The organism is Pseudomonas sp. TE31087 (assembly GCF_057284075.1).
In genome coordinates this window covers 4,813,262-4,839,976 of the sequence record NZ_JBXVNN010000001.1, presented here as the reverse complement: position 1 = coordinate 4,839,976, position 26,715 = coordinate 4,813,262, and the positions used below count along the sequence as shown (strand labels likewise).

Here is a 26,715-nt window from a genome sequence, read left to right as displayed (position 1 = left end):
GATTAGCCTTGTTTTTTAACGAGTGCTTCGACGATGTTCGACGGAGCTTCGGCGTATTTGGAGAATTCCATGGAGTAGCTTGCGCGACCCTGAGACATGGAACGAACGTCGGTCGCATAACCGAACATCTCTCCGAGCGGAACTTCAGCACGGACGACGCGGCCGGAGACCGACTCATCCATACCCTGGACCAGACCACGACGACGGTTCAGGTCACCCATCACGTCACCCAGGTAGTCTTCCGGGGTTACAACTTCGACCTTCATGATCGGCTCGAGGACCACGCCACCGCCCTTCTGGGCCAGTTGCTTGGTTGCCATCGAAGCAGCGATCTTGAACGCCATTTCGTTGGAGTCGACGTCGTGGTACGAACCGTCGAATACCGCGGCCTTCAGGCCGATCAGAGGATAACCGGCAACAACGCCGTTTTTCATCTGTTCTTCGATACCCTTCTGGATCGGGGCAATGAATTCCTTAGGAATCACACCACCAACGACTTCGTTGGAGAACACCAGACCTTCGGTGATGTTGCCCTTGTCGTCCTGATCTGGCTCCGAGAAACGGATCCAGCAGTGACCGAACTGACCACGACCACCCGACTGACGGACGAACTTGCCTTCGATCTCGACGTTGGACTTGGTGATCTTCTCGCGGTACGAAACCTGAGGCTTGCCGATGTTGGCTTCGACGTTGAACTCGCGCTTCATGCGGTCAACGAGGATGTCCAGGTGCAGCTCACCCATGCCCGAGATGATGGTCTGGCCAGTCTCTTCGTCGGTCTTGACGCGGAACGACGGGTCTTCCTGGGCCAGCTTGCCCAGAGCGATACCCATCTTCTCCTGGTCAGCCTTGGTTTTCGGCTCGACGGAGAGCGAAATAACCGGCTCAGGGAAGTCCATACGCTCAAGGATGATTGGCTTGTCGATGTCGCACAGGGTTTCGCCGGTGGTCACATCTTTCATGCCGATCAGCGCCGCGATGTCGCCAGCGAGCACTTCCTTGATCTCTTCACGCTGGTTGGCGTGCATCTGCACCATACGACCAACGCGCTCTTTCTTGCCCTTGACCGAGTTGATCACGGAGTCACCGGACTTCAGAACACCCGAGTAGACGCGAACGAAGGTCAGAGTACCTACGAACGGGTCGGTCGCGATCTTGAAGGCCAGAGCCGAGAACGGCTCGTTGTCGTCTGCGTGACGCTCGTCTTTACGAACAGCCGGATCTTCTTTATCCAGGTCCTTGTCGTCCGGGTTGATACCCTGGATTGCAGGGATCTCGGTCGGAGCAGGCAGGAACTCGATAACGGCGTCGAGAACCAGGGGAACGCCCTTGTTCTTGAACGACGAACCGCAGACAGCCGGAACGATCTCGCTGGCCAGGGTGCGCGCGCGCAGGCCTGCCTTGATCTCTTCGACGGTCAGCTCACCTTCTTCAAGGTACTTGTTCATCAGCTCTTCGTTGGCTTCAGCAGCAGCCTCCACCATGTTCGCGCGCCACTCTTCGGCCAGCTCGAGCATGTCCGCAGGAATTTCTTCCTCGCGGTAGGTGGTGCCTTTGTCGTCGTCGTTCCAGTAGATAGCCTTCATCTTGATCAGGTCGACCTGACCCTGGAAGTTATCTTCCGAACCGATGGCCAGCTGAATCGGGACCGGGGTGTGACCCAGGCGATTCTTGATCTGACCAACAACACGCAGGAAGTTGGCACCGGCACGGTCCATCTTGTTCACGTAGACAACACGTGGAACGCCGTACTTGTTGGCCTGACGCCATACGGTTTCGGACTGAGGCTCAACGCCGGAGGTACCGCAGAACACAACGACCGCGCCGTCGAGTACACGCAGCGAACGCTCTACTTCAATGGTGAAGTCAACGTGGCCGGGGGTATCGATGACGTTTACGCGGTAGTTGTCGTACTGACCAACGGAACCTTTCCAGAAGGTGGTAACGGCAGCGGAGGTAATGGTGATACCGCGCTCCTGCTCCTGCACCATCCAGTCGGTGGTCGCGGCGCCGTCATGCACCTCGCCCATCTTGTGGCTCAGACCTGTGTAGAACAGGATCCGCTCGGTAGTGGTGGTCTTGCCCGCGTCAACGTGCGCGCAAATACCAATGTTACGGTAGCGGTTAATTGCTGTAGTACGAGCCATAAAGCCCTCGCAAAATGATTGATGCTTGAATTAGAAGCGGTAGTGCGAGAACGCTTTGTTGGCTTCAGCCATACGGTGAACGTCTTCACGCTTCTTGACTGCAGCACCTTTGCCTTCAGCAGCATCCAGCAGCTCGCCAGCCAGGCGCAGAGCCATCGACTTCTCGCCGCGCTTGCGGGCGTAGTCTACGAGCCAGCGCATTGCCAGAGCGTTACGACGGGATGGACGAACTTCAACCGGGACCTGGTAAGTGGCACCGCCGACACGGCGGGACTTTACTTCGACCAGCGGAGCGATGGCGTCGAGAGCTTTCTCGAAGATTTCCAGGGGGTCGCTGTTCTTGCGTGCTTTGACAGTATCCAGGGCACCGTAAACGATGCGCTCGGCTACGGCCTTCTTGCCGCTTTCCATCACGTGGTTCATGAACTTGGCGAGGATCTGGGATCCGTACTTCGGATCGTCAAGGATCTCACGTTTTGCTGCTACACGACGTCTTGGCATGATAAGCCCTCAAACGGTCTTCAGGTTAGCCCGGGACGTGGGTCTTCGACCCCTGCCCGACCTTACTCTTATCGACTCAAAAAAATGGATGTCTGCAAACGGCCGATTACTTCGGACGCTTGGTACCGTACTTCGAACGACCCTGGTTACGGCCTTTGACGCCCGAAGTATCCAGAGAGCCGCGAACGGTGTGGTAACGAACACCTGGCAAGTCTTTTACACGGCCGCCACGGATCAGGACGACGCTGTGCTCTTGCAGGTTGTGGCCTTCACCGCCGATGTACGAGGAAACCTCGAAACCGTTGGTCAGACGCACACGGCATACTTTACGCAGTGCCGAGTTAGGTTTTTTCGGCGTGGTGGTGTACACACGGGTGCACACGCCACGACGCTGCGGGCAGTTCTGCAGCGCAGGAACGTCGGACTTCTCGACCGAACGCTTACGCGGCTGACGTACCAGCTGGTTGATAGTTGCCATCTACTAGCTCCACTGATTGTCTTGCGACTCTATTGTCTTGCAAGAAAGCCAAAAATTGGCGAGACGGAGCCTCACCAAATTTAAGGGTACAAAAGTCTACGGAGGATCTTGCACCCAGTCAAGACGAGGCCCCGGCCCTCCTCGCCCGATCATCGGCAACAATTCATGTCACCGATGATCGCTCGAGGCCAGCCGGGGCCCTGCCCTGTACTTAGTTACCGCTGGAATTCAGCGCTTCGGTCAGTGCGGCTTCCACCTCACTGGCACTTACGCGCAGCGGCTTGTCGGCATCACGGCGACGCTTGCGCTCGCTGTGGTAGGCCAGACCAGTACCGGCCGGGATCAGACGACCCACGACCACGTTCTCTTTCAGGCCGCGCAGGTAATCGCGCTTGCCGGTTACCGCCGCTTCGGTCAGTACGCGAGTGGTTTCCTGGAAGGAAGCCGCCGAGATGAACGATTCGGTGGACAGCGAGGCCTTGGTGATACCCAGCAGCACGCGGGTGAACTTGGAGATGAACTTGTCCTCGCCGGCGAGACGCTCGTTCTCTACCAGTACCTGGGTCAGTTCCATCTGGTCGCCCTTGATGAAGCTGGAATCGCCCGACTCGGAGATCTCGACCTTGCGCAGCATCTGACGCAGGATGGTCTCGATGTGCTTGTCGTTGATCTTCACGCCTTGCAGACGGTAAACGTCCTGGATCTCGTTGACGATGTACTTCGCCAGCGCGCTCACACCCAGCAGACGCAGGATGTCGTGCGGATCGCTCGGGCCGTCGGAGATGACTTCGCCGCGGTTTACCTGTTCGCCTTCGAAGACGTTCAGGTGGCGCCACTTCGGAATCAGCTCTTCATACGGATCGCTACCATCGGTCGGAGTGATGACCAGACGACGCTTGCCCTTGGTCTCTTTACCGAACGCGATGGTGCCGCTGACTTCAGCCAGAATCGAGGCTTCTTTCGGACGACGCGCTTCGAACAGGTCGGCAACGCGTGGCAGACCACCGGTGATGTCACGGGTCTTCGACGTTTCTTGCGGGATACGCGCGATAACGTCACCGACGCCGATCTGGGCACCGTCAGCCACACCGACGAGGGCGTTGGCCGGCAGGAAGTACTGGGCAGGTACGTCGGTACCTGGCAGGTACAGGTCCTTGCCGTTGGCATCGACCATCTTGATTGCCGGACGGATTTCCTTGCCAGCGGCAGGGCGATCCTTGACGTCCAGGACTTCAATGTTGGTCAGGCCGGTCAGTTCGTCGGTCTGACGCTTGATGGTGATGTTTTCTTCCATGCCCACGAAGGTCACGGTACCTTTCAGCTCGGTAACGATCGGGTGGGTGTGCGGGTCCCACTTGGCGACGATGGCGCCAGCTTCGACCTTCTCACCTTCCTTGACCGAAATCACCGCACCGTACGGCAGCTTGTAACGCTCGCGCTCACGGCCGAATTCATCGGCAATCGCCAACTCACCCGAACGGGAAACTGCAACCAGGTTGCCGTCGGCACGCTCGACCTGCTTCAGGTTGTGCAGACGCACCATACCGCCGTTCTTAACCTGGACGCTGTCGGCAGCCGAGGTACGGCTTGCAGCACCACCGATGTGGAACGTACGCATGGTCAGCTGGGTACCCGGCTCACCGATCGACTGCGCAGCGATAACGCCGACAGCTTCACCGATGTTCACCTGGTGACCGCGAGCCAGGTCACGACCGTAGCACTTGGCGCAGATGCCGTAGCGGGTTTCGCAGTTGATCGGCGAACGCACGATCACTTCGTCGATGCTGTTCAGCTCGATGAACTCGACCCACTGCTCATCCACCAGGGTACCGGCAGGAACGATGACGTCCTCGGTGCCCGGCTTGAACACGTCACGGGCGATGACACGACCCAGTACGCGCTCACCCAGCGGCTCGACAACGTCACCGCCTTCGATGTGCGGAGTCATCAGCAGGCCCTGGTCGGTGCCGCAGTCGATCTCGGTAACTACCAGATCCTGGGCAACGTCTACCAGACGGCGAGTCAGGTAACCGGAGTTAGCGGTCTTCAGTGCGGTATCCGCCAGACCCTTACGAGCACCGTGGGTCGAGATGAAGTACTGGAGTACGCTCAGACCTTCACGGAAGTTCGCAGTGATCGGCGTCTCGATGATCGAGCCGTCCGGCTTGGCCATCAGGCCACGCATACCGGCCAGCTGACGGATCTGCGCAGCGGAACCACGCGCACCGGAGTCGGCCATCATGTACATCGAGTTGAAGGACTCTTGCTCGACTTCCTTGCCCTCGCGGTCGATGACCTTCTCTTTCGAGAGGTTGGCCATCATCGCCTTGGACACTTCGTCGTTCGCCTTGGACCACAAGTCGATGACCTTGTTGTACTTCTCGCCCTGGGTGACCAGGCCGGAGGCGTACTGGCTCTCGATTTCCTTCACTTCGTCGGTGGCGGTACCGATGATGCGGGCTTTTTCATCCGGGATAACGAAGTCGTTGACACCGATCGAAACGCCGGAAATGGTCGAGTAGGCAAAACCGGTGTACATCAGCTGGTCGGCGAAGATCACGGTCTCTTTCAGACCAACCACGCGGTAGCACTGGTTGATCAGCTTGGAGATCGCCTTCTTCTTCATCGACTGGTTGACCACGTCGAACGGCAGGCCGGCAGGCACAACCTGGAACAGCAGCGCACGGCCGACAGTGGTGTCGACGATACGGGTGTTCTTGGTGATGCTGCCATCACGATCTTTCACGGTCTCGTTGATACGGACCTTGATTTTCGCGTGCAGGGCGGCTTCGCCGGCGCGGAATACGCGGTCGACTTCCTGCAGGTCGGCGAACACGCGACCTTCGCCCTTGGCGTTGATGGCTTCGCGGGTCATGTAGTACAGACCCAGTACAACGTCCTGCGACGGAACGATGATTGGCTCACCGTTGGCTGGCGACAGGATGTTGTTGGTCGACATCATCAGCGCGCGCGCTTCGAGCTGGGCTTCCAGGGTCAGCGGCACGTGAACGGCCATCTGGTCACCGTCGAAGTCGGCGTTGTACGCGGCGCAGACCAGCGGGTGCAGCTGAATCGCCTTACCTTCGATGAGCACAGGCTCGAACGCCTGGATACCCAGACGGTGAAGGGTCGGTGCACGGTTGAGCAGTACGGGGTGTTCGCGAATCACTTCGGCGAGAACGTCCCACACCTCTGGCAGCTCGCGCTCGACCATTTTCTTGGCGGCCTTGATGGTGGTCGCCAGACCACGCATTTCCAGCTTGCCGAAAATGAACGGCTTGAACAGCTCGAGGGCCATTTTCTTCGGCAGACCGCACTGGTGCAGACGCAGGGTCGGACCTACGGTAATTACCGAACGGCCGGAGTAGTCCACGCGCTTGCCGAGCAAGTTCTGACGGAAGCGACCTTGCTTACCTTTGATCATGTCGGCCAGGGACTTCAGCGGACGCTTGTTCGAGCCAGTGATGGCGCGACCGCGACGGCCGTTGTCGAGCAGGGCGTCGACCGCTTCCTGCAGCATGCGCTTTTCGTTGCGCACGATGATGTCCGGCGCCGACAGATCGAGCAGGCGCTTCAGACGGTTGTTACGGTTGATCACCCGACGATACAGGTCGTTCAGGTCGGAGGTCGCGAAGCGGCCGCCATCCAGCGGCACCAGCGGACGCAGGTCCGGCGGCAGTACTGGCAGGACGGTCAGGACCATCCACTCAGGCAGGTTGCCCGAGCCCTGGAAAGCTTCCATCAGCTTCAGGCGCTTGGACAGCTTCTTGATCTTGGTTTCCGAGTTGGTCTGCGGAATCTCTTCGCGCAGGCGGCCGATCTCGTGCTCCAGGTCGATAGCGTGCAGCAGCTCGCGGACAGCCTCGGCACCCATACGGGCGTCGAAGTCGTCACCGAACTCTTCCAGCGCTTCGAAGTACTGCTCGTCGTTGAGCAGCTGACCCTTCTCGAGGGTGGTCATGCCCGGGTCGATTACGACGTAGCTCTCGAAGTAGAGCACGCGCTCGATGTCACGCAGGGTCATGTCCATCAGCAGGCCGATACGGGACGGCAGCGACTTCAGGAACCAGATGTGGGCAACTGGCGAAGCCAGTTCGATGTGCGCCATGCGCTCACGACGAACCTTGGCCAGGGCGACTTCGACGCCGCACTTCTCGCAGATCACACCACGGTGTTTCAGGCGCTTGTACTTACCGCACAGGCACTCGTAGTCCTTGACTGGGCCAAAGATCTTGGCGCAGAACAGGCCGTCACGCTCAGGCTTGAACGTACGGTAGTTGATGGTTTCCGGCTTCTTAACTTCACCGAACGACCACGAACGGATCATCTCAGGCGACGCCAGACCGATGCGGATGGCGTCGAACTCTTCGACTTGACCCTGGTTTTTCAGCAAATTCAGTAGGTCTTTCAAGGCCTTTCCTCCTGGCGGAGCAGGGAGCGGGCATTGCCTGCCCCACTCCCCTTCGCGTCACGTGTTATTCGGTTTCCAGATCGATGTCGATACCGAGCGAACGGATCTCTTTGATCAACACGTTGAAGGACTCGGGCATGCCCGGCTCCATACGGTGATCGCCATCCACGATGTTCTTGTACATCTTGGTACGGCCGTTCACGTCGTCCGACTTCACTGTGAGCATTTCTTGCAGGGTGTATGCCGCGCCGTATGCTTCCAGCGCCCACACTTCCATCTCCCCGAAACGCTGACCACCGAACTGCGCCTTACCACCCAGCGGCTGCTGGGTAACCAGGCTGTAGGAACCAGTGGAACGCGCGTGCATCTTGTCGTCCACCAAGTGGTTCAGCTTGAGCATGTACATGTAACCCACGGTCACAGGACGCTCGAACTTGTTGCCGGTACGGCCATCGAACAGCACCATCTGGCCGCTTTCTGGCAGGTCTGCCAGTTTCAGCATGGCCTTGATCTCACGCTCCTTGGCACCGTCGAAGACTGGGGTGGCCATCGGCACGCCTTTCTTCAGGTTGTTCGCCAGGGCGAGGATCTCTTCGTCGGTGAACTCTTCCAGGTTCTCCTGACGACCACCGATCTCGTTGTAGATCTCGGTGAGGAAGGTGCGCAGTTCAGCGGCTTTACGCTGCTCTTCGATCATGCGGTCGATCTTCTCGCCCAGACCCTTGGCCGCGAGGCCCAGGTGGGTTTCGAGGATCTGACCGACGTTCATACGCGAAGGTACGCCCAACGGGTTCAGAACGACGTCGACCGGAGTACCGTTGGCATCATGCGGCATGTCTTCGACCGGCATGATCACCGAGACCACACCTTTGTTACCGTGACGGCCGGCCATCTTGTCGCCCGGCTGGATGCGACGACGGATTGCCAGGTAGACCTTGACGATCTTCAGTACGCCCGGAGCCAGGTCATCGCCTTGCTGCAGCTTGCGCTTCTTGTCTTCGAACTTGTCGTCCAGCAGGCGACGGCGATCGACGATGTACTGCTGAGCCTTTTCCAGCTGCTCGTTCAGTGCATCTTCGGCCATGCGCAGTTTGAACCACTGGCCGTGCTCCAGACCGTTCAGCACGTCGTCGGTGATCACGGTGCCTTTCTTCAGGCCCGCGCCACCGTCGACCACCTGGCCGTTCAGGGCAGAACGCAGACGCTCGAAGGTCGCGCCTTCGACGATGCGGAACTCTTCGTTGAGGTCCTTGCGGATCTCGTCCAGCTGCATCTTCTCGATGGCCAGGGCGCGGCTGTCGCGCTCGACACCGTCACGGGTGAAGACCTGGACGTCGATGACGGTACCCTTGGTGCCGGTCGGCACGCGCAGGGAGGTGTCTTTGACGTCGCTGGCCTTCTCGCCGAAGATCGCACGCAGCAGTTTTTCTTCCGGCGTCAGCTGGGTCTCGCCTTTCGGAGTGACCTTGCCGACCAGGATGTCGCCAGCGCCGACTTCGGCACCCACGTAGACGATACCGGCTTCGTCCAGCTTGTTCAGCGCAGCCTCACCCACGTTCGGGATGTCCGCGGTGATTTCCTCTGGGCCAAGCTTGGTGTCACGGGCCACACAGGTCAGTTCCTGGATGTGGATCGTGGTGAAGCGGTCTTCCTGGACCACACGCTCGGACAGGCAGATGGAGTCTTCGAAGTTGAAGCCGTTCCACGCCATGAAGGCGATGCGCATGTTCTGACCCAGTGCCAGCTCACCCATGTCGGTGGACGGACCATCGGCCATGATGTCGCTGCGCTGAACCTTGTCACCTTTGCTGACCAGCGGACGCTGGTTGATGCAGGTGTTCTGGTTGGAGCGGGTGTACTTGGTCAGGTTGTAGATATCCACACCTGCTTCACCGGTCTCGACTTCATCATCGTTCACGCGAACAACGATACGGCTGGCGTCGACCGAGTCGATCACACCACCGCGGCGAGCAACCACGCAGACACCGGAGTCACGGGCGACGTTGCGCTCCATGCCGGTACCTACCAGCGGCTTGTCGGCACGCAGGGTCGGTACAGCCTGACGCTGCATGTTCGAACCCATCAACGCACGGTTGGCGTCGTCGTGCTCGAGGAACGGAATCAGCGACGCTGCGACCGAAACTACCTGCTTCGGCGAAACGTCCATCAGGGTGACGTCTTCCGGCGCCTTGACGGTGAATTCGTTCAGGTGACGAACGGCTACCAGCTCGTCGATCAGCTGCTTCTTCTCGTTCATCGCGGCCGAAGCCTGGGCGATGACGTGATCGGCTTCTTCGATCGCCGACAGGAACACGATGTCGTCGCTGACCACACCCTCTTTCACCACGCGGTACGGGCTTTCCAGGAAGCCGTACTGGTTGGTGCGGGCATAGGCCGCCAGGGAGTTGATCAGACCGATGTTCGGACCTTCAGGGGTCTCGATCGGGCACACACGGCCGTAGTGGGTCGGGTGTACGTCACGGACTTCGAAGCCGGCGCGCTCACGGGTCAGACCACCAGGGCCGAGTGCGGAGACACGGCGCTTGTGGGTGATCTCGGAGAGCGGGTTGTTCTGGTCCATGAACTGCGAGAGCTGGCTGGAACCGAAGAACTCTTTCACCGCCGCCGCAACCGGCTTGGCGTTGATCAGGTCCTGCGGCATCAGGCCTTCGCTTTCAGCCATCGACAGACGCTCTTTGACCGCGCGCTCGACGCGCACCAGGCCAACGCGGAACTGGTTCTCAGCCATCTCGCCGACACAACGGACGCGACGGTTACCGAGGTGGTCGATGTCGTCGACGATGCCCTTGCCGTTACGGATGTCGACCAGGGTCTTGAGGACCTCGACGATGTCTTCCTTGCTCAGTACGCCCGAACCTTCGATCTCGGTGCGACCGATACGACGGTTGAACTTCATGCGACCAACGGCCGACAGGTCGTAACGCTCGGCGCTGAAGAACAGGTTGTTGAACAGGGTCTCGGCGGCGTCCTTGGTTGGCGGCTCGCCTGGACGCATCATGCGGTAGATCTCGACCAGCGCTTCCAGTTGGTTGCTGGTGGTGTCGATCTTCAGGGTGTCCGAGATGAACGGACCGCAGTCGATGTCGTTGGTGTACAGGGTCTCGATGCGGACAACCTGGGCCTTGGCGATCTTCACCAGCAGGTCGGTGGTCAGCTCGGTGTTGCACTCGGCGATGATCTCGCCGGTGGCAGGATGCACGATCGCCTTGGCGGTGGTGCGACCCAGTACGTACTCCAGCGGCACGTCCAGCTCTTTCACGCCAGCCTTTTCCAGCTGGTTGATGTGGCGCGCAGTGATACGGCGGCCTTGCTCGACGATGACCTTGCCGCTGCCGTCATGGATGTCCATGACCGCAACTTCACCACGCAGACGCTGAGGCACCAGCTCCAGGCTCAGTTTCTCGCCGGACAGGTGGAACACGTTGGTGGTGTAGAAGGTGTTGAGTACTTCTTCGGTGCTGTAGCCCAGCGCGCGCAGCAGTACCGAGGCCGGCAGTTTGCGGCGACGGTCGATACGCACAAACACGCAGTCCTTCGGGTCGAACTCGAAGTCCAGCCAGGAACCGCGGTAAGGGATGATGCGCGCGGAGTAAAGCAGCTTGCCCGAGCTGTGGGTCTTGCCACGGTCGTGGTCGAAGAACACACCCGGCGAGCGGTGCAGCTGAGACACGATCACACGCTCGGTACCGTTGATTACGAAGGTACCGTTCTCAGTCATCAGGGGGATTTCACCCATGTAGACTTCTTGCTCTTTGATGTCCTTGATCGCTTTGTTCGACGATTCCTTGTCGAAGATGATCAGGCGCACCTTCACCCGCAGCGGGACCGCGAAGGTCACACCACGCAGGACACATTCCTTCACATCGAACGCCGGCTCGCCCAGGCGATAGCCGACGTACTCCAGGGCAGCATTGCCGGAGTAGCTGATGATCGGGAATACCGATTTGAAGGCCGCATGCAGGCCGACGTCGCGGAACTGATCCTTGGATGCTCCCGCCTGCAGGAATTCGCGATACGAATCCAGCTGGATGGCCAGGAGGTAAGGCACATCCATGACGTCCGGCAACTTGCTAAAGTCCTTGCGGATACGTTTTTTCTCAGTGTATGAGTAAGCCATCAGCATTCCCCAGCTTGGTCACCTGCTTGTTTGGCATCTCCCGGCGGGAGCAGCCAGAAAATCGTGCAAACCCCATGGTTTGCGCCACCGATATGGTGGTTGCCACTTCGCTATCGGGGCCGACCTGATCGGCCGCCAATAACGGAAAAAGGCCGGTGGCATAAGCCACCAGCCATCAGCCCTTCGCTTAACGCTCGGACTGGAGTCGCAAAGTCGAAATTACTTCAGCTCGACTTTGGCGCCTGCTTCTTCCAGCTTCTTCTTAGCGTCTTCAGCGGCTTCTTTCGAAACGCCTTCAGCTACAACCTGAGGAGCGCCATCGACTTTCTCTTTGGCTTCTTTCAGGCCCAGACCGGTCAGCTCGCGAACGGCCTTGATCACGTTCACTTTCTTGTCGCCGGCTTCAACCAGAACAACGTTGAACTCGGTCTGCTCTTCAACAACGGCAGCAGCAGCAGCTGGGCCAGCAGCGGCAACAGCAGCGGTAACGCCGAAGGTTTCTTCCATGGCTTTGATCAGCTCAACAACTTCCAGAACGGTTTTCTGGCCGATTGCTTCGATGATTTGCTCGTTAGTCAGGGACATGACTTAAATCCTGTATTGGGGTGACAGCCTACGCAGCCATCAAATTAAACATATGATTTTGAAAGAGGTTACGCGGCCTTAGGCAGCAGCAGCTTCTTTCTGGTCGCGAACGGCCGCCAGAGTACGAGCCAGCTTGCTGGTGGCGCCTTGAATAACGCTCATCAGACGTGCGATAGCTTCGTCACGGGTCGGCAAGGTAGCCAGTACATCGATCTGGTTGGCGGCAATGAAATTGCCGTCAAACGCAGCTGCCTTGATCTCGAACTTGTCCTGACCCTTGGCGAACTCTTTGAACAGACGAGCAGCAGCGCCCGGGTGTTCGTTGGAGAAAGCAATCAGGGTCGGGCCTTTGAACGCGTCGTTGAGGATCGAGAATTCGGTGCCTTCAACAGCGCGCTTGAGCAGGGTATTACGTACGACACGCACGTAAACGCCAGCCTCGCGGGCCTCTTTACGGAGTCCGGTCATTGCGCTTACAGTCACACCACGGGCATCAGCCACGACAGCGGACAGAGCGACTTTGGCAGCCTCGTTGACTTCAGCGACGATGGCCTTCTTGTCTTCGAGTTTAATTGCCACGGGTTTACTCCTGGTTTCTACCGTTTCATCTGGCCGGAGCCGGATGTCGTTTTGGTGTCTGATTCGCGAACGAATCGGGAGCACCATCTGCGTAGGCTTTAGGTTTAAGGCTTGCGCCGCCTACGGTCTTGGATAGCCCCCGCCAGGCAGGGACCCCAATTTAATAGTCGGTGCGACCAGGTCGCACCGACCGAGCATTACACGTCCAGCGAGCTCTGATCGATGATCAGACCTGGGCCCATGGTGGTGCTCAGGGTAACGCGCTTGACGTAGATACCTTTCGAGGAAGCCGGCTTGATACGCTTCAGATCAGCGATCAGGGCTTCAACGTTTTCCTTCAGCTTGCCGGCTTCGAAGCCGATCTTACCAACGGAGGTATGGATGATACCGTTCTTGTCGGTACGGTAGCGAACCTGACCAGCCTTGGCGTTCTTCACGGCAGTGGCTACGTCTGGGGTCACGGTACCAACTTTCGGGTTAGGCATCAGGCCGCGAGGACCCAGAACCTGACCCAGCTGACCCACAACGCGCATGGCATCAGGCGATGCGATGACGACGTCATAGTTCAGGTCGCCGCCTTTCATTTCGGCAGCCAGGTCGTCCATACCTACGCGATCAGCGCCGGCAGCCAGAGCGGCTTCAGCAGCTGGACCCTGGGTGAAGACGGCAACACGTACGGTCTTGCCAGTGCCGTGTGGCAGCACAGTAGCGCTACGAACGACCTGGTCGGATTTACGTGGGTCTACACCGAGGTTGACGGCGATGTCGTACGACTCGACGAACTTGGCGGCCGGCAGCGAAGCCAGCAGGGTTGCGGCTTCTTCGAAGTTGTAGGCCTTGCCTGCTTCGATTTTTTCGGCGATAGCCTTTTGGCGCTTGGTCAGCTTAGCCATTACACACCCTCCACGTTCAGGCCCATGCTGCGGGCGGAGCCGGCGATGGTGCGTACAGCAGCGTCCATGTCAGCGGCGGTCAGATCGGCCTGCTTGGCCTTGGCGATCTCTTCCAGCTGAGCACGGGTAACGGTACCGACCTTGACGGTGTTCGGACGAGCCGAACCGCTGGTCAGGCCAGCAGCTTTCTTCAGCAGAACCGAGGCAGGGGTGCTCTTGGTCTCGAAGGTGAAGCTACGGTCACTGTAGACAGTGATGATCACTGGAGTCGGCAGACCTGGCTCTTGACCCTGGGTACGGGCGTTGAAGGCCTTGCAGAATTCCATGATGTTCACACCGTGTTGACCCAGTGCTGGACCAACGGGTGGGCTTGGGTTGGCCTGGCCGGCCTTTACTTGCAGCTTGATGTAAGCCTGAATCTTCTTAGCCATGAGCTACTCCAAATTCGGGTACGAACGCCTGATGGCTCCCCGTATGACTTGCGTTTTATCCCAGTGACGACAAAACCCCGCAGCACATAGGGCTGCGGGGTATGGGATGCTGCGTTCCGCTAGACCTTTTCGACCTGGCTGAACTCGAGCTCCACCGGGGTGGAGCGACCGAAAATGAGCACTGCAACCTGCAGGCGGCTCTTCTCGTAGTTAACTTCTTCGACACTGCCATTGAAGTCGGCAAATGGACCGTCAATGACGCGAACCACTTCACCCGGCTCGAACAGCGTCTTCGGCTTCGGCTTGTCACTGCCGTCGGCAACGCGACGCAGGATGGCCTCAGCTTCTTTATCGGTGATCGGCGCAGGCTTGTCCGCGGTACCACCAATGAAACCCATGACTCGAGGGGTATCCTTGACAAGGTGCCAAGTCCCTTCGTTCATTTCCATCTGGACCAATACATAGCCAGGGAAAAACTTACGCTCGCTCTTGCGCTTCTGGCCATTGCGCATTTCGACGACTTCTTCGGTCGGGACCAGGATCTCGCCGAATTCGTCTTCCATGCCAGCCAGCTTGACGCGCTCGATCAGGGAGCGCATTACATGCTTCTCGTAACCCGAGTAAGCATGCACAACATACCAACGCTTAGCCACGAGACACCCTTAGCCAACGATCAAGGAGACCAACCAGCCGAGCAGGGAATCAAGACCCCACAACAGCAACGCCATGACCAGAACTACAGCCACGACAATCAGCGTGGTCTGAGTGGTTTCTTGGCGGGTCGGCCACACGACTTTACGGATCTCGGTACGAGCTTCCTTCGCCAGCGCAAAGAACGACTTGCCTTTGGCGGTCTGCAGGGCAACGAAGCCAGCGACAGCAGCCAGGGCAAGCAGGACAAGTACGCGATACAGGATCGGAGAAGCGGAGTAATACTGATTACCCACGACACCAACGACTACCAATGCGACAACAGCGAGCCACTTGAACAGATCAAAACGCGATTCTTGGGCTTCAGTTTTGGGAGTCATCGAGGAGGATCCTGTGAGAAGAAAGCCATCACACCGAGGTGAATGGCAGGTCAGGAGGGAATCGAACCCCCAACCTACGGTTTTGGAGACCGTCGCTCTGCCAATTGAGCTACTGACCTATAACGCTGTATCAGGCCGGCCATTATACCGGCCTGATCAAGTAAATCAACTACTTATTCAATAATTTTCGCTACGACGCCGGCGCCGACGGTACGACCGCCTTCACGGATGGCGAAGCGCAGACCGTCTTCCATCGCGATGGTCTTGATCAGGGTGACAGTCATCTGGATGTTGTCACCTGGCATTACCATCTCAACGCCTTCCGGCAGTTCGCAGTTACCGGTCACGTCAGTGGTACGGAAGTAGAACTGAGGACGGTAGCCTTTGAAGAACGGAGTGTGACGGCCGCCTTCTTCCTTCGACAGGACGTAGACTTCTGCGGTGAACTTGGTGTGCGGCTTGACCGAACCTGGCTTGACCAGAACCTGGCCACGCTCAACGTCGTCACGCTTGGTACCACGCAGCAGAACGCCGCAGTTCTCGCCAGCACGACCTTCGTCCAGCAGCTTGCGGAACATCTCAACACCGGTGCAGGTGGTGGTGGTGGTGTCACGCAGACCAACGATTTCCAGCGGATCCTGAACGCGGACGATACCACGCTCGATACGACCAGTAACAACGGTACCACGACCCGAGATCGAGAATACGTCTTCGATCGGCATCAGGAACGGCTGGTCGATGGCACGAACTGGCTCAGGAATGTAGCTGTCCAGAGTCTCTACCAGCTTCTTGACAGCGGTAGTGCCCATTTCGTTGTCGTCTTTGCCTTCCAGGGCCATACGAGCGGAACCGATGATGATCGGAGTGTCGTCGCCTGGGAAGTCGTAGGTGGACAGCAGGTCGCGAACTTCCATCTCGACCAGTTCCAGCAGCTCGGCGTCGTCTACCAGGTCAGCCTTGTTCAGGAAGACCACGATGTACGGAACGCCAACCTGACGGGACAGCAGGATGTGCTCACGGGTTTGTGGCATCGGACCATCGGCGGCCGAGCAAACCAGGATCGCGCCGTCCATCTGGGCAGCACCGGTGATCATGTTCTTCACGTAGTCAGCGTGACCTGGGCAGTCAACGTGAGCGTAGTGACGAATGGTCGAGTTGTACTCAACGTGAGCGGTGTTGATGGTAATACCGCGCGCTTTTTCTTCCGGAGCCGAGTCGATCTTGTCGAACTCAACGATTGCCGAACCGAAAACCTCGGAGCAAACGCGAGTAAGCGCTGCAGTCAGAGTGGTCTTACCGTGGTCAACGTGGCCGATAGTGCCGACGTTAACGTGAGGTAGCGAACGATCAAACTTTTCCTTAGCCATCGATACAGTCCTCCGCAGAAGAAATAGTCATACAGCCTATAAAACAAAGGCAGATATTTTCATATCTGCCTTGTTTATATGGAGCTCTTGAGCGGATTTGAACCGCTGACCTCACCCTTACCAAGGGTGTGCTCTACCAACTGAGCTACAAGAGCGAAACACTTTGTGCAACAACAGCAAACTTGGAGCGGGTAGCGGGAATCGAACCCGCATCATCAGCTTGGAAGGCTGAGGTTCTACCACTAAACTATACCCGCGGAGCTTGCGGCTCTCGCTAAAACTGGTGGAGGGAGAAGGATTCGAACCTTCGAAGCTCTCGCAACGGATTTACAGTCCGTCCCCTTTGACCGCTCGGGAATCCCTCCAGATGTGGCCGGCATTCTATTTGCCTGCCGCCCTAGTGTCAAGCATTTTTTCAAATTTTTTCAATCAAATCTGAAACTTAGCTGCTTTGACACCGCCTCCAGCTCTACCACCTCGGTGGTGTTCCCTGTGAAGCGGGCGCCATTCTATCAAGCTATTCAGCAGTTGCAATACCCTCGCACAAAATAATTTTGTGTTTTAAGTCTTTGAAATCCTTGGAAAGAGTCGAGAGCACCGCAGGGTCCAACAAACGCTCGCTTTCAGGGGCTACCTTGAGCCAGAAACCCTCGGCTCCCGGCAGCTGCCCAACCACCGGCAGGGCGGCGATATCCAGGCTGAGCAGGCGCTGACGCAGGGCATCGAGCTGCTCGCGTGCGGCCAGCCCGCCCACCACCAGGCATTCGTCGCGCCGCCTGGCCGGTGCTGCGGCCCCGGTCTCGCGCAGCAGGCGTATTTCCTGCTGGGAACCTTTGTACAACGATAACGGGGCGACTTCCTTGACCTTAAGTGGAGCCTCCTGCTGATGCCATACGTAATAGACGACGTTGAGCACCACCAACAGCAGAAATAACCAGCGCATAGTCACCTCGACTCAATTGGGCAGGCCATGGCCAGGCCGACAAAGACCAGATCCGGCACGATGCGCGCCTGCGGTGCGGCGTCCTGCACCAGCGGCGCATCGCCCCCGGTCAGGAAGACCGTGAAGTCCTCACCCCAAAGCCCCCTGGCCTGCTCGATCTGGGTACGGGCAAACCCCTGGAGCATGAGCACGCAACCACGCTCGACCGCTTCGACCGTGGAGCGCCCCGGTGCCAGGCTGCCCAGGGCACGCTCGGCCGAGGCATCGTCATAGCGGATTCGCCGGGTGTGGGTGCGCAGCTGACTACGCATCAGCGGCATGCCCGGACAGATATACCCACCGAGGTGCTCACCGTCGGCCGCGACATAGTCGGCCTTGGCCGCGGTACCGAAGTCGATGACCAGGCAGGCGCGACCCGCCAGGTGATAGGCGCCCAGCGCGCCGAGCCAGCGATCCATACCCAGGCGCTGGTAGTCCTCATAGCCATTGCGAACGCCGGCCATTTCTTTCACCGGCTGGGCCACGCGTACTTCGACCCCGAACGAAGACAGGATCAACGCGCACAGCGCCGAAGTTTCTTCTTCACTGCGCACACTGACCATGCGACAGCCGATCAGGCGCAGGGATGAAAGCGCCGCGACGGCCGCAACCAGCGCCTGGTCGGAGTCGACGATACCACCACCATTGATGGTGGCGTCGGCCGCATGGATGACGCGCCACTTGATGAAGCTGTTTCCGCAATCGAGCTCAAGAATCATCACGCAACCTCAGACTGAGCTCGCCACCGCTGAAGCTCTTTTCCACACCTTCCACCTCGAGACGCAAGCCGCCTTGTCCATCCACACCCAACGCCACCCCATCGACGCGAGTGGTGCCGGCGACCAGCGAGACTTTGCGCCCCTGCCACAGGTGCGCCTGCTCCCATTCTTCCTGGAACGCGGCGAAACCATAGCGGCGATGACGAGCCAGCTCGTGCTGCAGCTGCTGGCTGAGCTCCGCCACCAAGCGGTTACGGTCCACCAGTTGTCCGGTCTCGCCGCGCATGGAGGTCCAGGGTTGGTCGATCTGATCCCCGCCCTGCATGTTCACATTGATACCGATGCCCAGCACCACATGACAGACATCCGCCGGATCGCCGACCAGCTCCAGGAGGATGCCGGTGATCTTGCGCCCGCTGGCTAATACATCATTAGGCCATTTCAGCCCGACATCCTTCAGGCCGAACGCCTTCAGCGTGCGCATGACCGCCAGGCCAACCACCAGGCTCAAGCCCTCGAGCTGGCGCATGCCACCATCGATGCGCAGTACCAGGCTGTAATAGAGGTTTTCGGCGAACGGACTGACCCATTGGCGGCCACGACGTCCGCGCCCGGCGCTCTGGCGCTCGGCCAGCACCAGGAACGGCGCGGCTTGCCCCTGGGCGGCGAGCCTCAGACCCTCGGCATTGGTGGAGTCGATGGTGTCGTGAATGAAGGTCGGCCACGCCTCAGCTTCCGAGAACCCGGCGATCGCCTGCGATTCAAGCAGGTTCAGCGGCGCTGCCAGCTGATAGCCACGGCCACGGACCTTGTGAATGGTCAGGTTCAGTTCGCTCTCAAGGTGCTGCAGCTGCTTCCAGACGGCGCTGCGGCTTACCCCGAGGGCGGCCCCCAGGGCTTCACCGGAATGGAACCGGCCATCCTTGAGGAGATTCAACAACTTCAGCATGCCAGTCTCGACTTGGAATAAGGCTGGCATGATAGCCACGCCCCGAGGGCTTGCATAGGAAAAGGGCTACCGCCGGGCTTGCCGCCGGCGCGATGCCTGTGTAGGAGCGGCCTTGTGCCGCGAAAGGGCTGCGAAGCAGACCCAGAATTTCAGTGTTGATGCACAGATTGCCGGGGCCGCTTTGCGGCCCTTTCGCGACACAAGGCCGCTCCTACAGGGGGGGGGGGTGTTGATTTTGAAACGCGGAAAAGACAAAACCCCTACCTGCTCGCGCAGATAGGGGTTTTGCGAAATGAATCTTGACGATGACCTACTCTCACATGGGGAAACCCCACACTACCATCGGCGATGCATCGTTTCACTGCTGAGTTCGGGATGGGATCAGGTGGTTCCAATGCTCTATGGTCGTCAAGAAATTCTGTTGCCAGAACATCCAGATGGATACTCCAGCCAATTCGGATATGTGATCTTTGTGGTTCGTCGCGAACTTTCGGTTCTTTCGTCTTCACCACCACAATTTGGCCTCAGCGCAAATTGCTTGGGTGTTATATGGTCAAGCCTCACGGGCAATTAGTATTGGTTAGCTCAACGCCTCACAGCGCTTACACACCCAACCTATCAACGTCGTAGTCTTCGACAGCCCTTCAGGGAGCTCAAGGCTCCAGTGAGATCTCATCTTGAGGCAAGTTTCCCGCTTAGATGCTTTCAGCGGTTATCTCTTCCGAACATAGCTACCCGGCAATGCCACTGGCGTGACAACCGGAACACCAGAGGTTCGTCCACTCCGGTCCTCTCGTACTAGGAGCAGCCCCTCTCAAATCTCAAACGTCCACGGCAGATAGGGACCGAACTGTCTCACGACGTTCTAAACCCAGCTCGCGTACCACTTTAAATGGCGAACAGCCATACCCTTGGGACCGGCTTCAGCCCCAGGATGTGATGAGCCGACATCGAGGTGCCAAACACCGCCGTCGATATGAACTCTTGGGCGGTATCAGCCTGTTATCCCCGGAGTACCTTTTATCCGTTGAGCGATGGCCCTTCCATACAGAACCACCGGATCACTAAGACCTACTTTCGTACCTGCTCGACGTGTGTGTCTCGCAGTCAAGCGCGCTTTTGCCTTTATACTCTACGACCGATTTCCGACCGGTCTGAGCGCACCTTCGTACTCCTCCGTTACTCTTTGGGAGGAGACCGCCCCAGTCAAACTACCCACCATACACTGTCCTCGATCCGGATAACGGACCTGAGTTAGAACCTCAAGGTTGCCAGGGTGGTATTTCAAGGATGGCTCCATGAGAACTGGCGTCCCCACTTCAAAGCCTCCCACCTATCCTACACAAGCAAGCTCAAAGTCCAGTGCAAAGCTATAGTAAAGGTTCACGGGGTCTTTCCGTCTAGCCGCGGATACACTGCATCTTCACAGCGATTTCAATTTCACTGAGTCTCGGGTGGAGACAGCGCCGCCATCGTTACGCCATTCGTGCAGGTCGGAACTTACCCGACAAGGAATTTCGCTACCTTAGGACCGTTATAGTTACGGCCGCCGTTTACCGGGGCTTCGATCAAGAGCTTCGCTTGCGCTAACCCCATCAATTAACCTTCCGGCACCGGGCAGGCGTCACACCCTATACGTCCACTTTCGTGTTTGCAGAGTGCTGTGTTTTTAATAAACAGTCGCAGCGGCCTGGTATCTTCGACCGGCGTGGGCTTACGCAGCAAGTGCTTCACCCTCACCGGCGCACCTTCTCCCGAAGTTACGGTGCCATTTTGCCTAGTTCCTTCACCCGAGTTCTCTCAAGCGCCTTGGTATTCTCTACCTAACCACCTGTGTCGGTTTGGGGTACGGTTCCCAGTTATCTGAAGCTTAGGAGCTTTTCTTGGAAGCATGGCATCAACCACTTCGCGCTCTAATGAGCACTCGTCATCAGCTCTCGGCCTTGAGATCCCGGATTTGCCTAAGATCTCAGCCTACCACCTTAAACTTGGACAACCAACGCCAAGCTGGCCTAGCCTTCTCCGTCCCTCCATCGCAATAACTGGAAGTACAGGAATATTAACCTGTTTTCCATCGACTACGCTTTTCAGCCTCGCCTTAGGGACCGACTAACCCTGCGTCGATTAACGTTGCGCAGGAAACCTTGGTCTTTCGGCGTGCGAGTTTTTCACTCGCATTGTCGTTACTCATGTCAGCATTCGCACTTCTGATACCTCCAGCAAGCTTCTCAACTCACCTTCACAGGCTTACAGAACGCTCCTCTACCGCATCACCAAAGGTGATACCCGTAGCTTCGGTGCATGGTTTGAGCCCCGTTACATCTTCCGCGCAGGCCGACTCGACTAGTGAGCTATTACGCTTTCTTTAAAGGGTGGCTGCTTCTAAGCCAACCTCCTAGCTGTCTAAGCCTTCCCACATCGTTTCCCACTTAACCATGACTTTGGGACCTTAGCTGACGGTCTGGGTTGTTTCCCTTTTCACGACGGACGTTAGCACCCGCCGTGTGTCTCCCATGCTCGGCACTTGTAGGTATTCGGAGTTTGCATCGGTTTGGTAAGTCGGGATGACCCCCTAGCCGAAACAGTGCTCTACCCCCTACAGTGATACATGAGGCGCTACCTAAATAGCTTTCGAGGAGAACCAGCTATCTCCGAGCTTGATTAGCCTTTCACTCCGATCCACAGGTCATCCGCTAACTTTTCAACGGTAGTCGGTTCGGTCCTCCAGTCAGTGTTACCTAACCTTCAACCTGCCCATGGATAGATCGCCCGGTTTCGGGTCTATACCCAGCGACTAAAGCGCCCTATTAAGACTCGCTTTCGCTACGCCTCCCCTATTCGGTTAAGCTCGCCACTGAATATAAGTCGCTGACCCATTATACAAAAGGTACGCAGTCACCTAACAAAGTAGGCTCCCACTGCTTGTACGCATACGGTTTCAGGTTCTATTTCACTCCCCTCTCCGGGGTTCTTTTCGCCTTTCCCTCACGGTACTGGTTCACTATCGGTCAGTCAGTAGTATTTAGCCTTGGAGGATGGTCCCCCCATGTTCAGACAAAGTTTCTCGTGCTCCGTCCTACTCGATTTCACTGGCAAGAGATTTTCGTGTACGGGGCTATCACCCACTATGGCCGCACTTTCCAGAGCGTTCCACTAATCTCAAACCAGCTTAAGGGCTGGTCCCCGTTCGCTCGCCACTACTAAGGGAATCTCGGTTGATTTCTTTTCCTCAGGGTACTTAGATGTTTCAGTTCCCCTGGTTCGCCTCTTGCACCTATGTATTCAGTACAAGATAACCAGCTTATGCTGGCTGGGTTCCCCCATTCAGAGATCTCTGGATCACAGTCTGTTTGCCGACTCCCCAAAGCTTATCGCAGGCTACCACGTCTTTCATCGCCTCTGACTGCCAAGGCATCCACCGTATGCGCTTCTTCACTTGACCATATAACCCCAAGCAATCTGGTTATACTGTGAAGACGACATTCGCCGAAAATTCGCATTTCGCTCATTGCTGAGCAGAACTCACAAATTTTACCTTAGCCTGAATAACCAGCAGTGAAACTGGCATTCAGTCTATCTATCACATATCCGAATTTTTAAAGAACGATCTGACAAAAGTCAGAAATCAACATTCATCACCGAATGTTCATTTCTAAGTTCTGATCAAGTAGACACAACAGAAAGTGGTGGAGCCAAGCGGGATCGAACCGCTGACCTCCTGCGTGCAAGGCAGGCGCTCTCCCAGCTGAGCTATGGCCCCGCATATTGGTAGGTCTGGGCAGATTTGAACTGCCGACCTCACCCTTATCAGGGGTGCGCTCTAACCAACTGAGCTACAGACCTATATAGGGTCTTGATCGTCTTCACATATGAATCAAGCAATTCGTGTGGGAGCTCATCAGCAGGCTGATGTCTTCGATTAAGGAGGTGATCCAGCCGCAGGTTCCCCTACGGCTACCTTGTTACGACTTCACCCCAGTCATGAATCACACCGTGGTAACCGTCCTCCCGAAGGTTAGACTAGCTACTTCTGGTGCAACCCACTCCCATGGTGTGACGGGCGGTGTGTACAAGGCCCGGGAACGTATTCACCGCAACATTCTGATTTGCGATTACTAGCGATTCCGACTTCACGCAGTCGAGTTGCAGACTGCGATCCGGACTACGATCGGTTTTGTGAGATTAGCTCCACCTCGCGGCTTGGCAACCCTCTGTACCGACCATTGTAGCACGTGTGTAGCCCAGGCCGTAAGGGCCATGATGACTTGACGTCATCCCCACCTTCCTCCGGTTTGTCACCGGCAGTCTCCTTAGAGTGCCCACCATAACGTGCTGGTAACTAAGGACAAGGGTTGCGCTCGTTACGGGACTTAACCCAACATCTCACGACACGAGCTGACGACAGCCATGCAGCACCTGTGTCAGAGTTCCCGAAGGCACCAATCCATCTCTGGAAAGTTCTCTGCATGTCAAGGCCTGGTAAGGTTCTTCGCGTTGCTTCGAATTAAACCACATGCTCCACCGCTTGTGCGGGCCCCCGTCAATTCATTTGAGTTTTAACCTTGCGGCCGTACTCCCCAGGCGGTCAACTTAATGCGTTAGCTGCGCCACTAAAATCTCAAGGATTCCAACGGCTAGTTGACATCGTTTACGGCGTGGACTACCAGGGTATCTAATCCTGTTTGCTCCCCACGCTTTCGCACCTCAGTGTCAGTATCAGTCCAGGTGGTCGCCTTCGCCACTGGTGTTCCTTCCTATATCTACGCATTTCACCGCTACACAGGAAATTCCACCACCCTCTACCGTACTCTAGCTTGCCAGTTTTGGATGCAGTTCCCAGGTTGAGCCCGGGGCTTTCACATCCAACTTAACAAACCACCTACGCGCGCTTTACGCCCAGTAATTCCGATTAACGCTTGCACCCTCTGTATTACCGCGGCTGCTGGCACAGAGTTAGCCGGTGCTTATTCTGTCGGTAACGTCAAAATTGCACGGTATTAACGTACAACCCTTCCTCCCAACTTAAAGTGCTTTACAATCCGAAGACCTTCTTCACACACGCGGCATGGCTGGATCAGGCTTTCGCCCATTGTCCAATATTCCCCACTGCTGCCTCCCGTAGGAGTCTGGACCGTGTCTCAGTTCCAGTGTGACTGATCATCCTCTCAGACCAGTTACGGATCGTCGCCTAGGTGAGCCATTACCTCACCTACTAGCTAATCCGACCTAGGCTCATCTGATAGCGCAAGGCCCGAAGGTCCCCTGCTTTCTCCCGTAGGACGTATGCGGTATTAGCGTTCCTTTCGAAACGTTGTCCCCCACTACCAGGCAGATTCCTAGGCATTACTCACCCGTCCGCCGCTGAATCAAGGAGCAAGCTCCTCTCATCCGCTCGACTTGCATGTGTTAGGCCTGCCGCCAGCGTTCAATCTGAGCCATGATCAAACTCTTCAGTTCAATACTGCTTGGGTTTTTAAGAAACCCTAAACTTGGCTCAGCAATCTCAAATGACTATGTGATTTCTCGCATGGCCACTTGTGATGCTGATAATCTTGGCGACTATCAGTCCGTACTCACAAGCACCCACACGAATTGCTTGATTCAATTTGTTAAAGAGCGTTTGGCTAAGAGCTTTTCGTCTCAACCGAGGCGCGCATTCTACGCTTTCCTCATTTCGTGTCAAGCGTTTATTTTGAAGTTTTTCGTTCAACTTCAAACACTTGACTCGCTGCGATCTCTCGTAGCGGGAGGCGAATCATACAGCGTTACAACCTGCTGTCAACTGCCTTTCTCACCGCTGCCGATCAGATGATCGAAGCACCTCCGCCACCCTCTTCAACAATCAACCCATTGATATTCAAGGAGTTTTTCGTTCCGATGTCGCTGGAAGTGGGGCGCATTATAAGGGGATCTGACAGGGCGTCAACCGTTAATTTCATTAAAGTGAAATATCGGGGAAAAAGACCGCGTCAGGGCCTCAAGGTGTTCGCCACGACCCTTGCAGCGCCTGTGAGATCGAGCGCCGCCCGCGCGGCGCATCGCGACGCAAGGCCGCTCCTACATCTATGGTTACCCCCATTTCTGCAATACTGTACTGAGATGTGCGTGAGTTTGGTTTGCGTCAATCTATACGGCGTCGTGTGGGAGGTTGGTCCCGCGCCTCGATGAAAATCGCGCCCGACGAGCCTAGATATTTGTTCGGCTTCTGAAGCCGAGTAGGAGCTCAGGTTGATCGCCAGGCCGGTATACCGTTCACGTCATCTGTGTGCAGCATCGCAAAACCAGGTGGGTTGTTACTCGTGTGTCTGCAGGGTCAAGCGTTCATGGCGCTTGACCCTGCATCAAATTCGCTGTGGTGTGCCGTGATGGCCCAGGCGATTCGGGCCAGTTTGTTGGCGATAGCGCACACCACCAGGTTGGGGTGGTGAACACGTAGCAAGCCACGTACCCAGTCCGCCAGCTTGCCGGTTTTGCGCTCCAGCCCAATCAGATAGACCCTCGCGCACTGGATCAGCAGTCGTCGCTGATTGCCGTCGCCCCGCTTGCTGATTCGCCCCAGGCAAGGTTTGCCGCCTGTCGTGTGCTGCCTGGGAACCAGGCCTATGGAGGCTGAATAATTTCGCCCACAGCGGAACTGCTTACCATCACCCAATTCCGCAGCCAGGGCGGTAGCGGTGATCGGGCCAATACAAGGTATCGACATCAAACGGGAAGCAAGATCATCGCTAACGGCCTGGCTATGCACTTCCTTGTCCAGAGCCTTGATCCGATCATCGAGATAGCGGAAGTGGGCATGTAGGTCCAGCAACAGCTTCTTGATCAACGGTGAGAAGGTACTGTCGTCCAGCAGAATGGGGAGCTCCCGGACCGCCTTGAAGGTGGGTGCCAAACTGACCCCCACCTCGAGCAAATAAGCGTGGATGCGGTTCATGGTGGCAGTACGGTCTCTGATGAAGCTGTCGCGCAGTGAATTGAGCATCGCCAGCGCCTGCTGGGCCTCGGTTTTGGGAGGCACGAAGCGCATCTGATCGCGGGTTGCCGCCTCACCGATAGCGGCAGCATCGGCAAAGTCATTCTTGTTGCTTTTCACGTAGGGGCGAACGAACTGTGCGGGAATAAGTTTGGGCGTATGACCCTGTCTCGTCACCTCTCGCGCCATGAAATGAGAGCCACCACAGGCCTCCATCGCCACCGTGCAGGGCGCAAGATTGGCAAGGTGGCGGATGAGTGACTCACGGTTGAACCTGCGGTGATAGAGCTCATGACCCCGATCATCCTGAGCGTGTACATGGAAGCTCAACTTTCCCAGGTCGATGGCGATGATGGCGACAGTGTTCATGGCGTTGCACTCCGATAGGCACCCTGTGAAAGCTTAGAGGGCTGACACAGGGTGGGGCGGGGGTAGCCATTTCATTATTTGTTTCGGGCCAATCCCTCCTGGGCCATCACCGGGTCCGCCTTGTTGATTCGACGCGATTTCAATATGGGCACCACTGCCGCCCCA

At 57.2% G+C, this 26,715-nt stretch carries 16 protein-coding genes, 6 tRNA genes and 3 rRNA genes; all 25 read right to left on the bottom strand.

The features are described 5' to 3' along the window. Positions 1-2: 2 nt before the first annotated feature. On the bottom strand, positions 3-2,147 hold the full coding sequence (fusA, locus tag ACZ899_RS21790) for an elongation factor G (protein ID WP_232857405.1): 2,145 nt from the start codon (positions 2,145-2,147) through the stop codon (positions 3-5). A gap of 30 nt (positions 2,148-2,177) precedes the next feature. Beyond that, positions 2,178-2,648, bottom strand: a complete 471-nt coding sequence (gene rpsG / locus ACZ899_RS21785; RefSeq protein ID WP_003246741.1) for a 30S ribosomal protein S7 — start codon at positions 2,646-2,648, stop codon at positions 2,178-2,180. Positions 2,649-2,754: 106 nt separating this feature from the next. Then, on the bottom strand, positions 2,755-3,126 hold the full coding sequence (rpsL, locus tag ACZ899_RS21780) for a 30S ribosomal protein S12 (protein WP_003255492.1): 372 nt from the start codon (positions 3,124-3,126) through the stop codon (positions 2,755-2,757). A gap of 211 nt (positions 3,127-3,337) precedes the next feature. Further along, on the bottom strand, positions 3,338-7,537 hold the full coding sequence (gene rpoC, locus ACZ899_RS21775; RefSeq protein WP_234560553.1) for a DNA-directed RNA polymerase subunit beta': 4,200 nt from the start codon (positions 7,535-7,537) through the stop codon (positions 3,338-3,340). 64 nt (positions 7,538-7,601) lie between these two features. Further along, complete coding sequence (gene rpoB, locus ACZ899_RS21770) at positions 7,602-11,675, bottom strand: DNA-directed RNA polymerase subunit beta (protein ID WP_203649991.1); 4,074 nt, start codon at positions 11,673-11,675, stop codon at positions 7,602-7,604. 219 nt (positions 11,676-11,894) lie between these two features. Then, positions 11,895-12,260, bottom strand: coding sequence for a 50S ribosomal protein L7/L12 (gene rplL / locus ACZ899_RS21765; protein WP_003255496.1), 366 nt, complete (start codon positions 12,258-12,260; stop codon positions 11,895-11,897). Positions 12,261-12,338: 78 nt separating this feature from the next. Then, positions 12,339-12,839: a 50S ribosomal protein L10 gene (gene rplJ / locus ACZ899_RS21760; protein ID WP_008089133.1), complete on the bottom strand. Its 501-nt coding sequence runs from the start codon at positions 12,837-12,839 to the stop codon at positions 12,339-12,341. Between the two features lie 197 nt (positions 12,840-13,036). Next, entirely contained in the window at positions 13,037-13,732 is a 696-nt protein-coding gene (gene rplA / locus ACZ899_RS21755; RefSeq protein WP_023628747.1) for a 50S ribosomal protein L1, read from the bottom strand. Then, on the bottom strand, positions 13,732-14,163 hold the full coding sequence (rplK, locus tag ACZ899_RS21750; protein ID WP_028692261.1) for a 50S ribosomal protein L11: 432 nt from the start codon (positions 14,161-14,163) through the stop codon (positions 13,732-13,734). The genes rplA and rplK overlap by 1 nt, the downstream gene beginning before the upstream one ends. Positions 14,164-14,282: 119 nt before the next feature. Then, a complete protein-coding gene (nusG, locus tag ACZ899_RS21745; protein ID WP_011531880.1) occupies positions 14,283-14,816 on the bottom strand; it encodes a transcription termination/antitermination protein NusG in 534 nt (177 codons plus the stop codon). A 9-nt stretch (positions 14,817-14,825) separates the two neighbouring features. Continuing rightward, entirely contained in the window at positions 14,826-15,194 is a 369-nt protein-coding gene (gene secE / locus ACZ899_RS21740) for a preprotein translocase subunit SecE (RefSeq protein ID WP_011531879.1), read from the bottom strand. Positions 15,195-15,237: 43 nt separating this feature from the next. Then, positions 15,238-15,313: transfer RNA gene (locus ACZ899_RS21735), tRNA-Trp, on the bottom strand. Positions 15,314-15,367: 54 nt separating this feature from the next. After that, positions 15,368-16,561, bottom strand: a complete 1,194-nt coding sequence (gene tuf / locus ACZ899_RS21730) for an elongation factor Tu (protein ID WP_003255489.1) — start codon at positions 16,559-16,561, stop codon at positions 15,368-15,370. A 79-nt stretch (positions 16,562-16,640) separates the two neighbouring features. Further along, positions 16,641-16,716: transfer RNA gene (locus ACZ899_RS21725), tRNA-Thr, on the bottom strand. Between the two features lie 28 nt (positions 16,717-16,744). Then, positions 16,745-16,818, bottom strand: a tRNA-Gly gene (locus tag ACZ899_RS21720). A gap of 24 nt (positions 16,819-16,842) precedes the next feature. Next, positions 16,843-16,926 (bottom strand) — tRNA-Tyr (locus ACZ899_RS21715). A 152-nt stretch (positions 16,927-17,078) separates the two neighbouring features. After that, positions 17,079-17,504, bottom strand: a complete 426-nt coding sequence (locus ACZ899_RS21710; RefSeq protein ID WP_110739041.1) for a hypothetical protein — start codon at positions 17,502-17,504, stop codon at positions 17,079-17,081. A 2-nt stretch (positions 17,505-17,506) separates the two neighbouring features. Continuing rightward, the gene (locus tag ACZ899_RS21705) at positions 17,507-18,262 is read right to left on the bottom strand and encodes a pantothenate kinase (RefSeq protein ID WP_234560552.1); all 756 of its coding nucleotides are present in this window, start codon (positions 18,260-18,262) and stop codon (positions 17,507-17,509) included. Next, entirely contained in the window at positions 18,252-19,211 is a 960-nt protein-coding gene (birA, locus tag ACZ899_RS21700; RefSeq protein WP_232857802.1) for a bifunctional biotin--[acetyl-CoA-carboxylase] ligase/biotin operon repressor BirA, read from the bottom strand. The genes ACZ899_RS21705 and birA overlap by 11 nt, the downstream gene beginning before the upstream one ends. Positions 19,212-19,508: 297 nt before the next feature. Continuing rightward, positions 19,509-19,624, bottom strand: a 5S ribosomal RNA gene (gene rrf, locus ACZ899_RS21695). A 136-nt stretch (positions 19,625-19,760) separates the two neighbouring features. Further along, positions 19,761-22,653, bottom strand: a 23S ribosomal RNA gene (locus tag ACZ899_RS21690). A 242-nt stretch (positions 22,654-22,895) separates the two neighbouring features. Beyond that, positions 22,896-22,971, bottom strand: a tRNA-Ala gene (locus ACZ899_RS21685). Between the two features lie 6 nt (positions 22,972-22,977). Beyond that, positions 22,978-23,054 (bottom strand) — tRNA-Ile (locus ACZ899_RS21680). A gap of 77 nt (positions 23,055-23,131) precedes the next feature. After that, positions 23,132-24,668, bottom strand: a 16S ribosomal RNA gene (locus tag ACZ899_RS21675). The 16S, 23S and 5S rRNA genes sit together here with 2 tRNA genes alongside, the layout of an rRNA operon. Before the next feature lie 856 nt (positions 24,669-25,524). Next, entirely contained in the window at positions 25,525-26,550 is a 1,026-nt protein-coding gene (locus tag ACZ899_RS21670) for an IS110 family RNA-guided transposase (protein WP_203646634.1), read from the bottom strand. Positions 26,551-26,715 lie beyond the last annotated feature (165 nt).

Excerpts from the sequence above, each read along its gene's own strand:
- fusA (WP_232857405.1), bottom strand. The coding sequence starts at position 2,147 with ATGGCTCGTACTACAGCAATTAACCGCTACCGTAACATTGGTATTTGC.
- rpsG (WP_003246741.1), bottom strand. The coding sequence starts at position 2,648 with ATGCCAAGACGTCGTGTAGCAGCAAAACGTGAGATCCTTGACGATCCG.
- rpsL (WP_003255492.1), bottom strand. The coding sequence starts at position 3,126 with ATGGCAACTATCAACCAGCTGGTACGTCAGCCGCGTAAGCGTTCGGTC.
- rpoB (WP_203649991.1), bottom strand. The coding sequence starts at position 11,675 with ATGGCTTACTCATACACTGAGAAAAAACGTATCCGCAAGGACTTTAGC.
- rplL (WP_003255496.1), bottom strand. The coding sequence starts at position 12,260 with ATGTCCCTGACTAACGAGCAAATCATCGAAGCAATCGGCCAGAAAACC.
- rplA (WP_023628747.1), bottom strand. The coding sequence starts at position 13,732 with ATGGCTAAGCTGACCAAGCGCCAAAAGGCTATCGCCGAAAAAATCGAA.
- rplK (WP_028692261.1), bottom strand. The coding sequence starts at position 14,163 with ATGGCTAAGAAGATTCAGGCTTACATCAAGCTGCAAGTAAAGGCCGGC.
- secE (WP_011531879.1), bottom strand. The coding sequence starts at position 15,194 with ATGACTCCCAAAACTGAAGCCCAAGAATCGCGTTTTGATCTGTTCAAG.
- tuf (WP_003255489.1), bottom strand. The coding sequence starts at position 16,561 with ATGGCTAAGGAAAAGTTTGATCGTTCGCTACCTCACGTTAACGTCGGC.
- ACZ899_RS21710 (WP_110739041.1), bottom strand. The coding sequence starts at position 17,504 with ATGCGCTGGTTATTTCTGCTGTTGGTGGTGCTCAACGTCGTCTATTAC.
- ACZ899_RS21705 (WP_234560552.1), bottom strand. The coding sequence starts at position 18,262 with ATGATTCTTGAGCTCGATTGCGGAAACAGCTTCATCAAGTGGCGCGTC.
- birA (WP_232857802.1), bottom strand. The coding sequence starts at position 19,211 with ATGCTGAAGTTGTTGAATCTCCTCAAGGATGGCCGGTTCCATTCCGGT.
- ACZ899_RS21670 (WP_203646634.1), bottom strand. The coding sequence starts at position 26,550 with ATGAACACTGTCGCCATCATCGCCATCGACCTGGGAAAGTTGAGCTTC.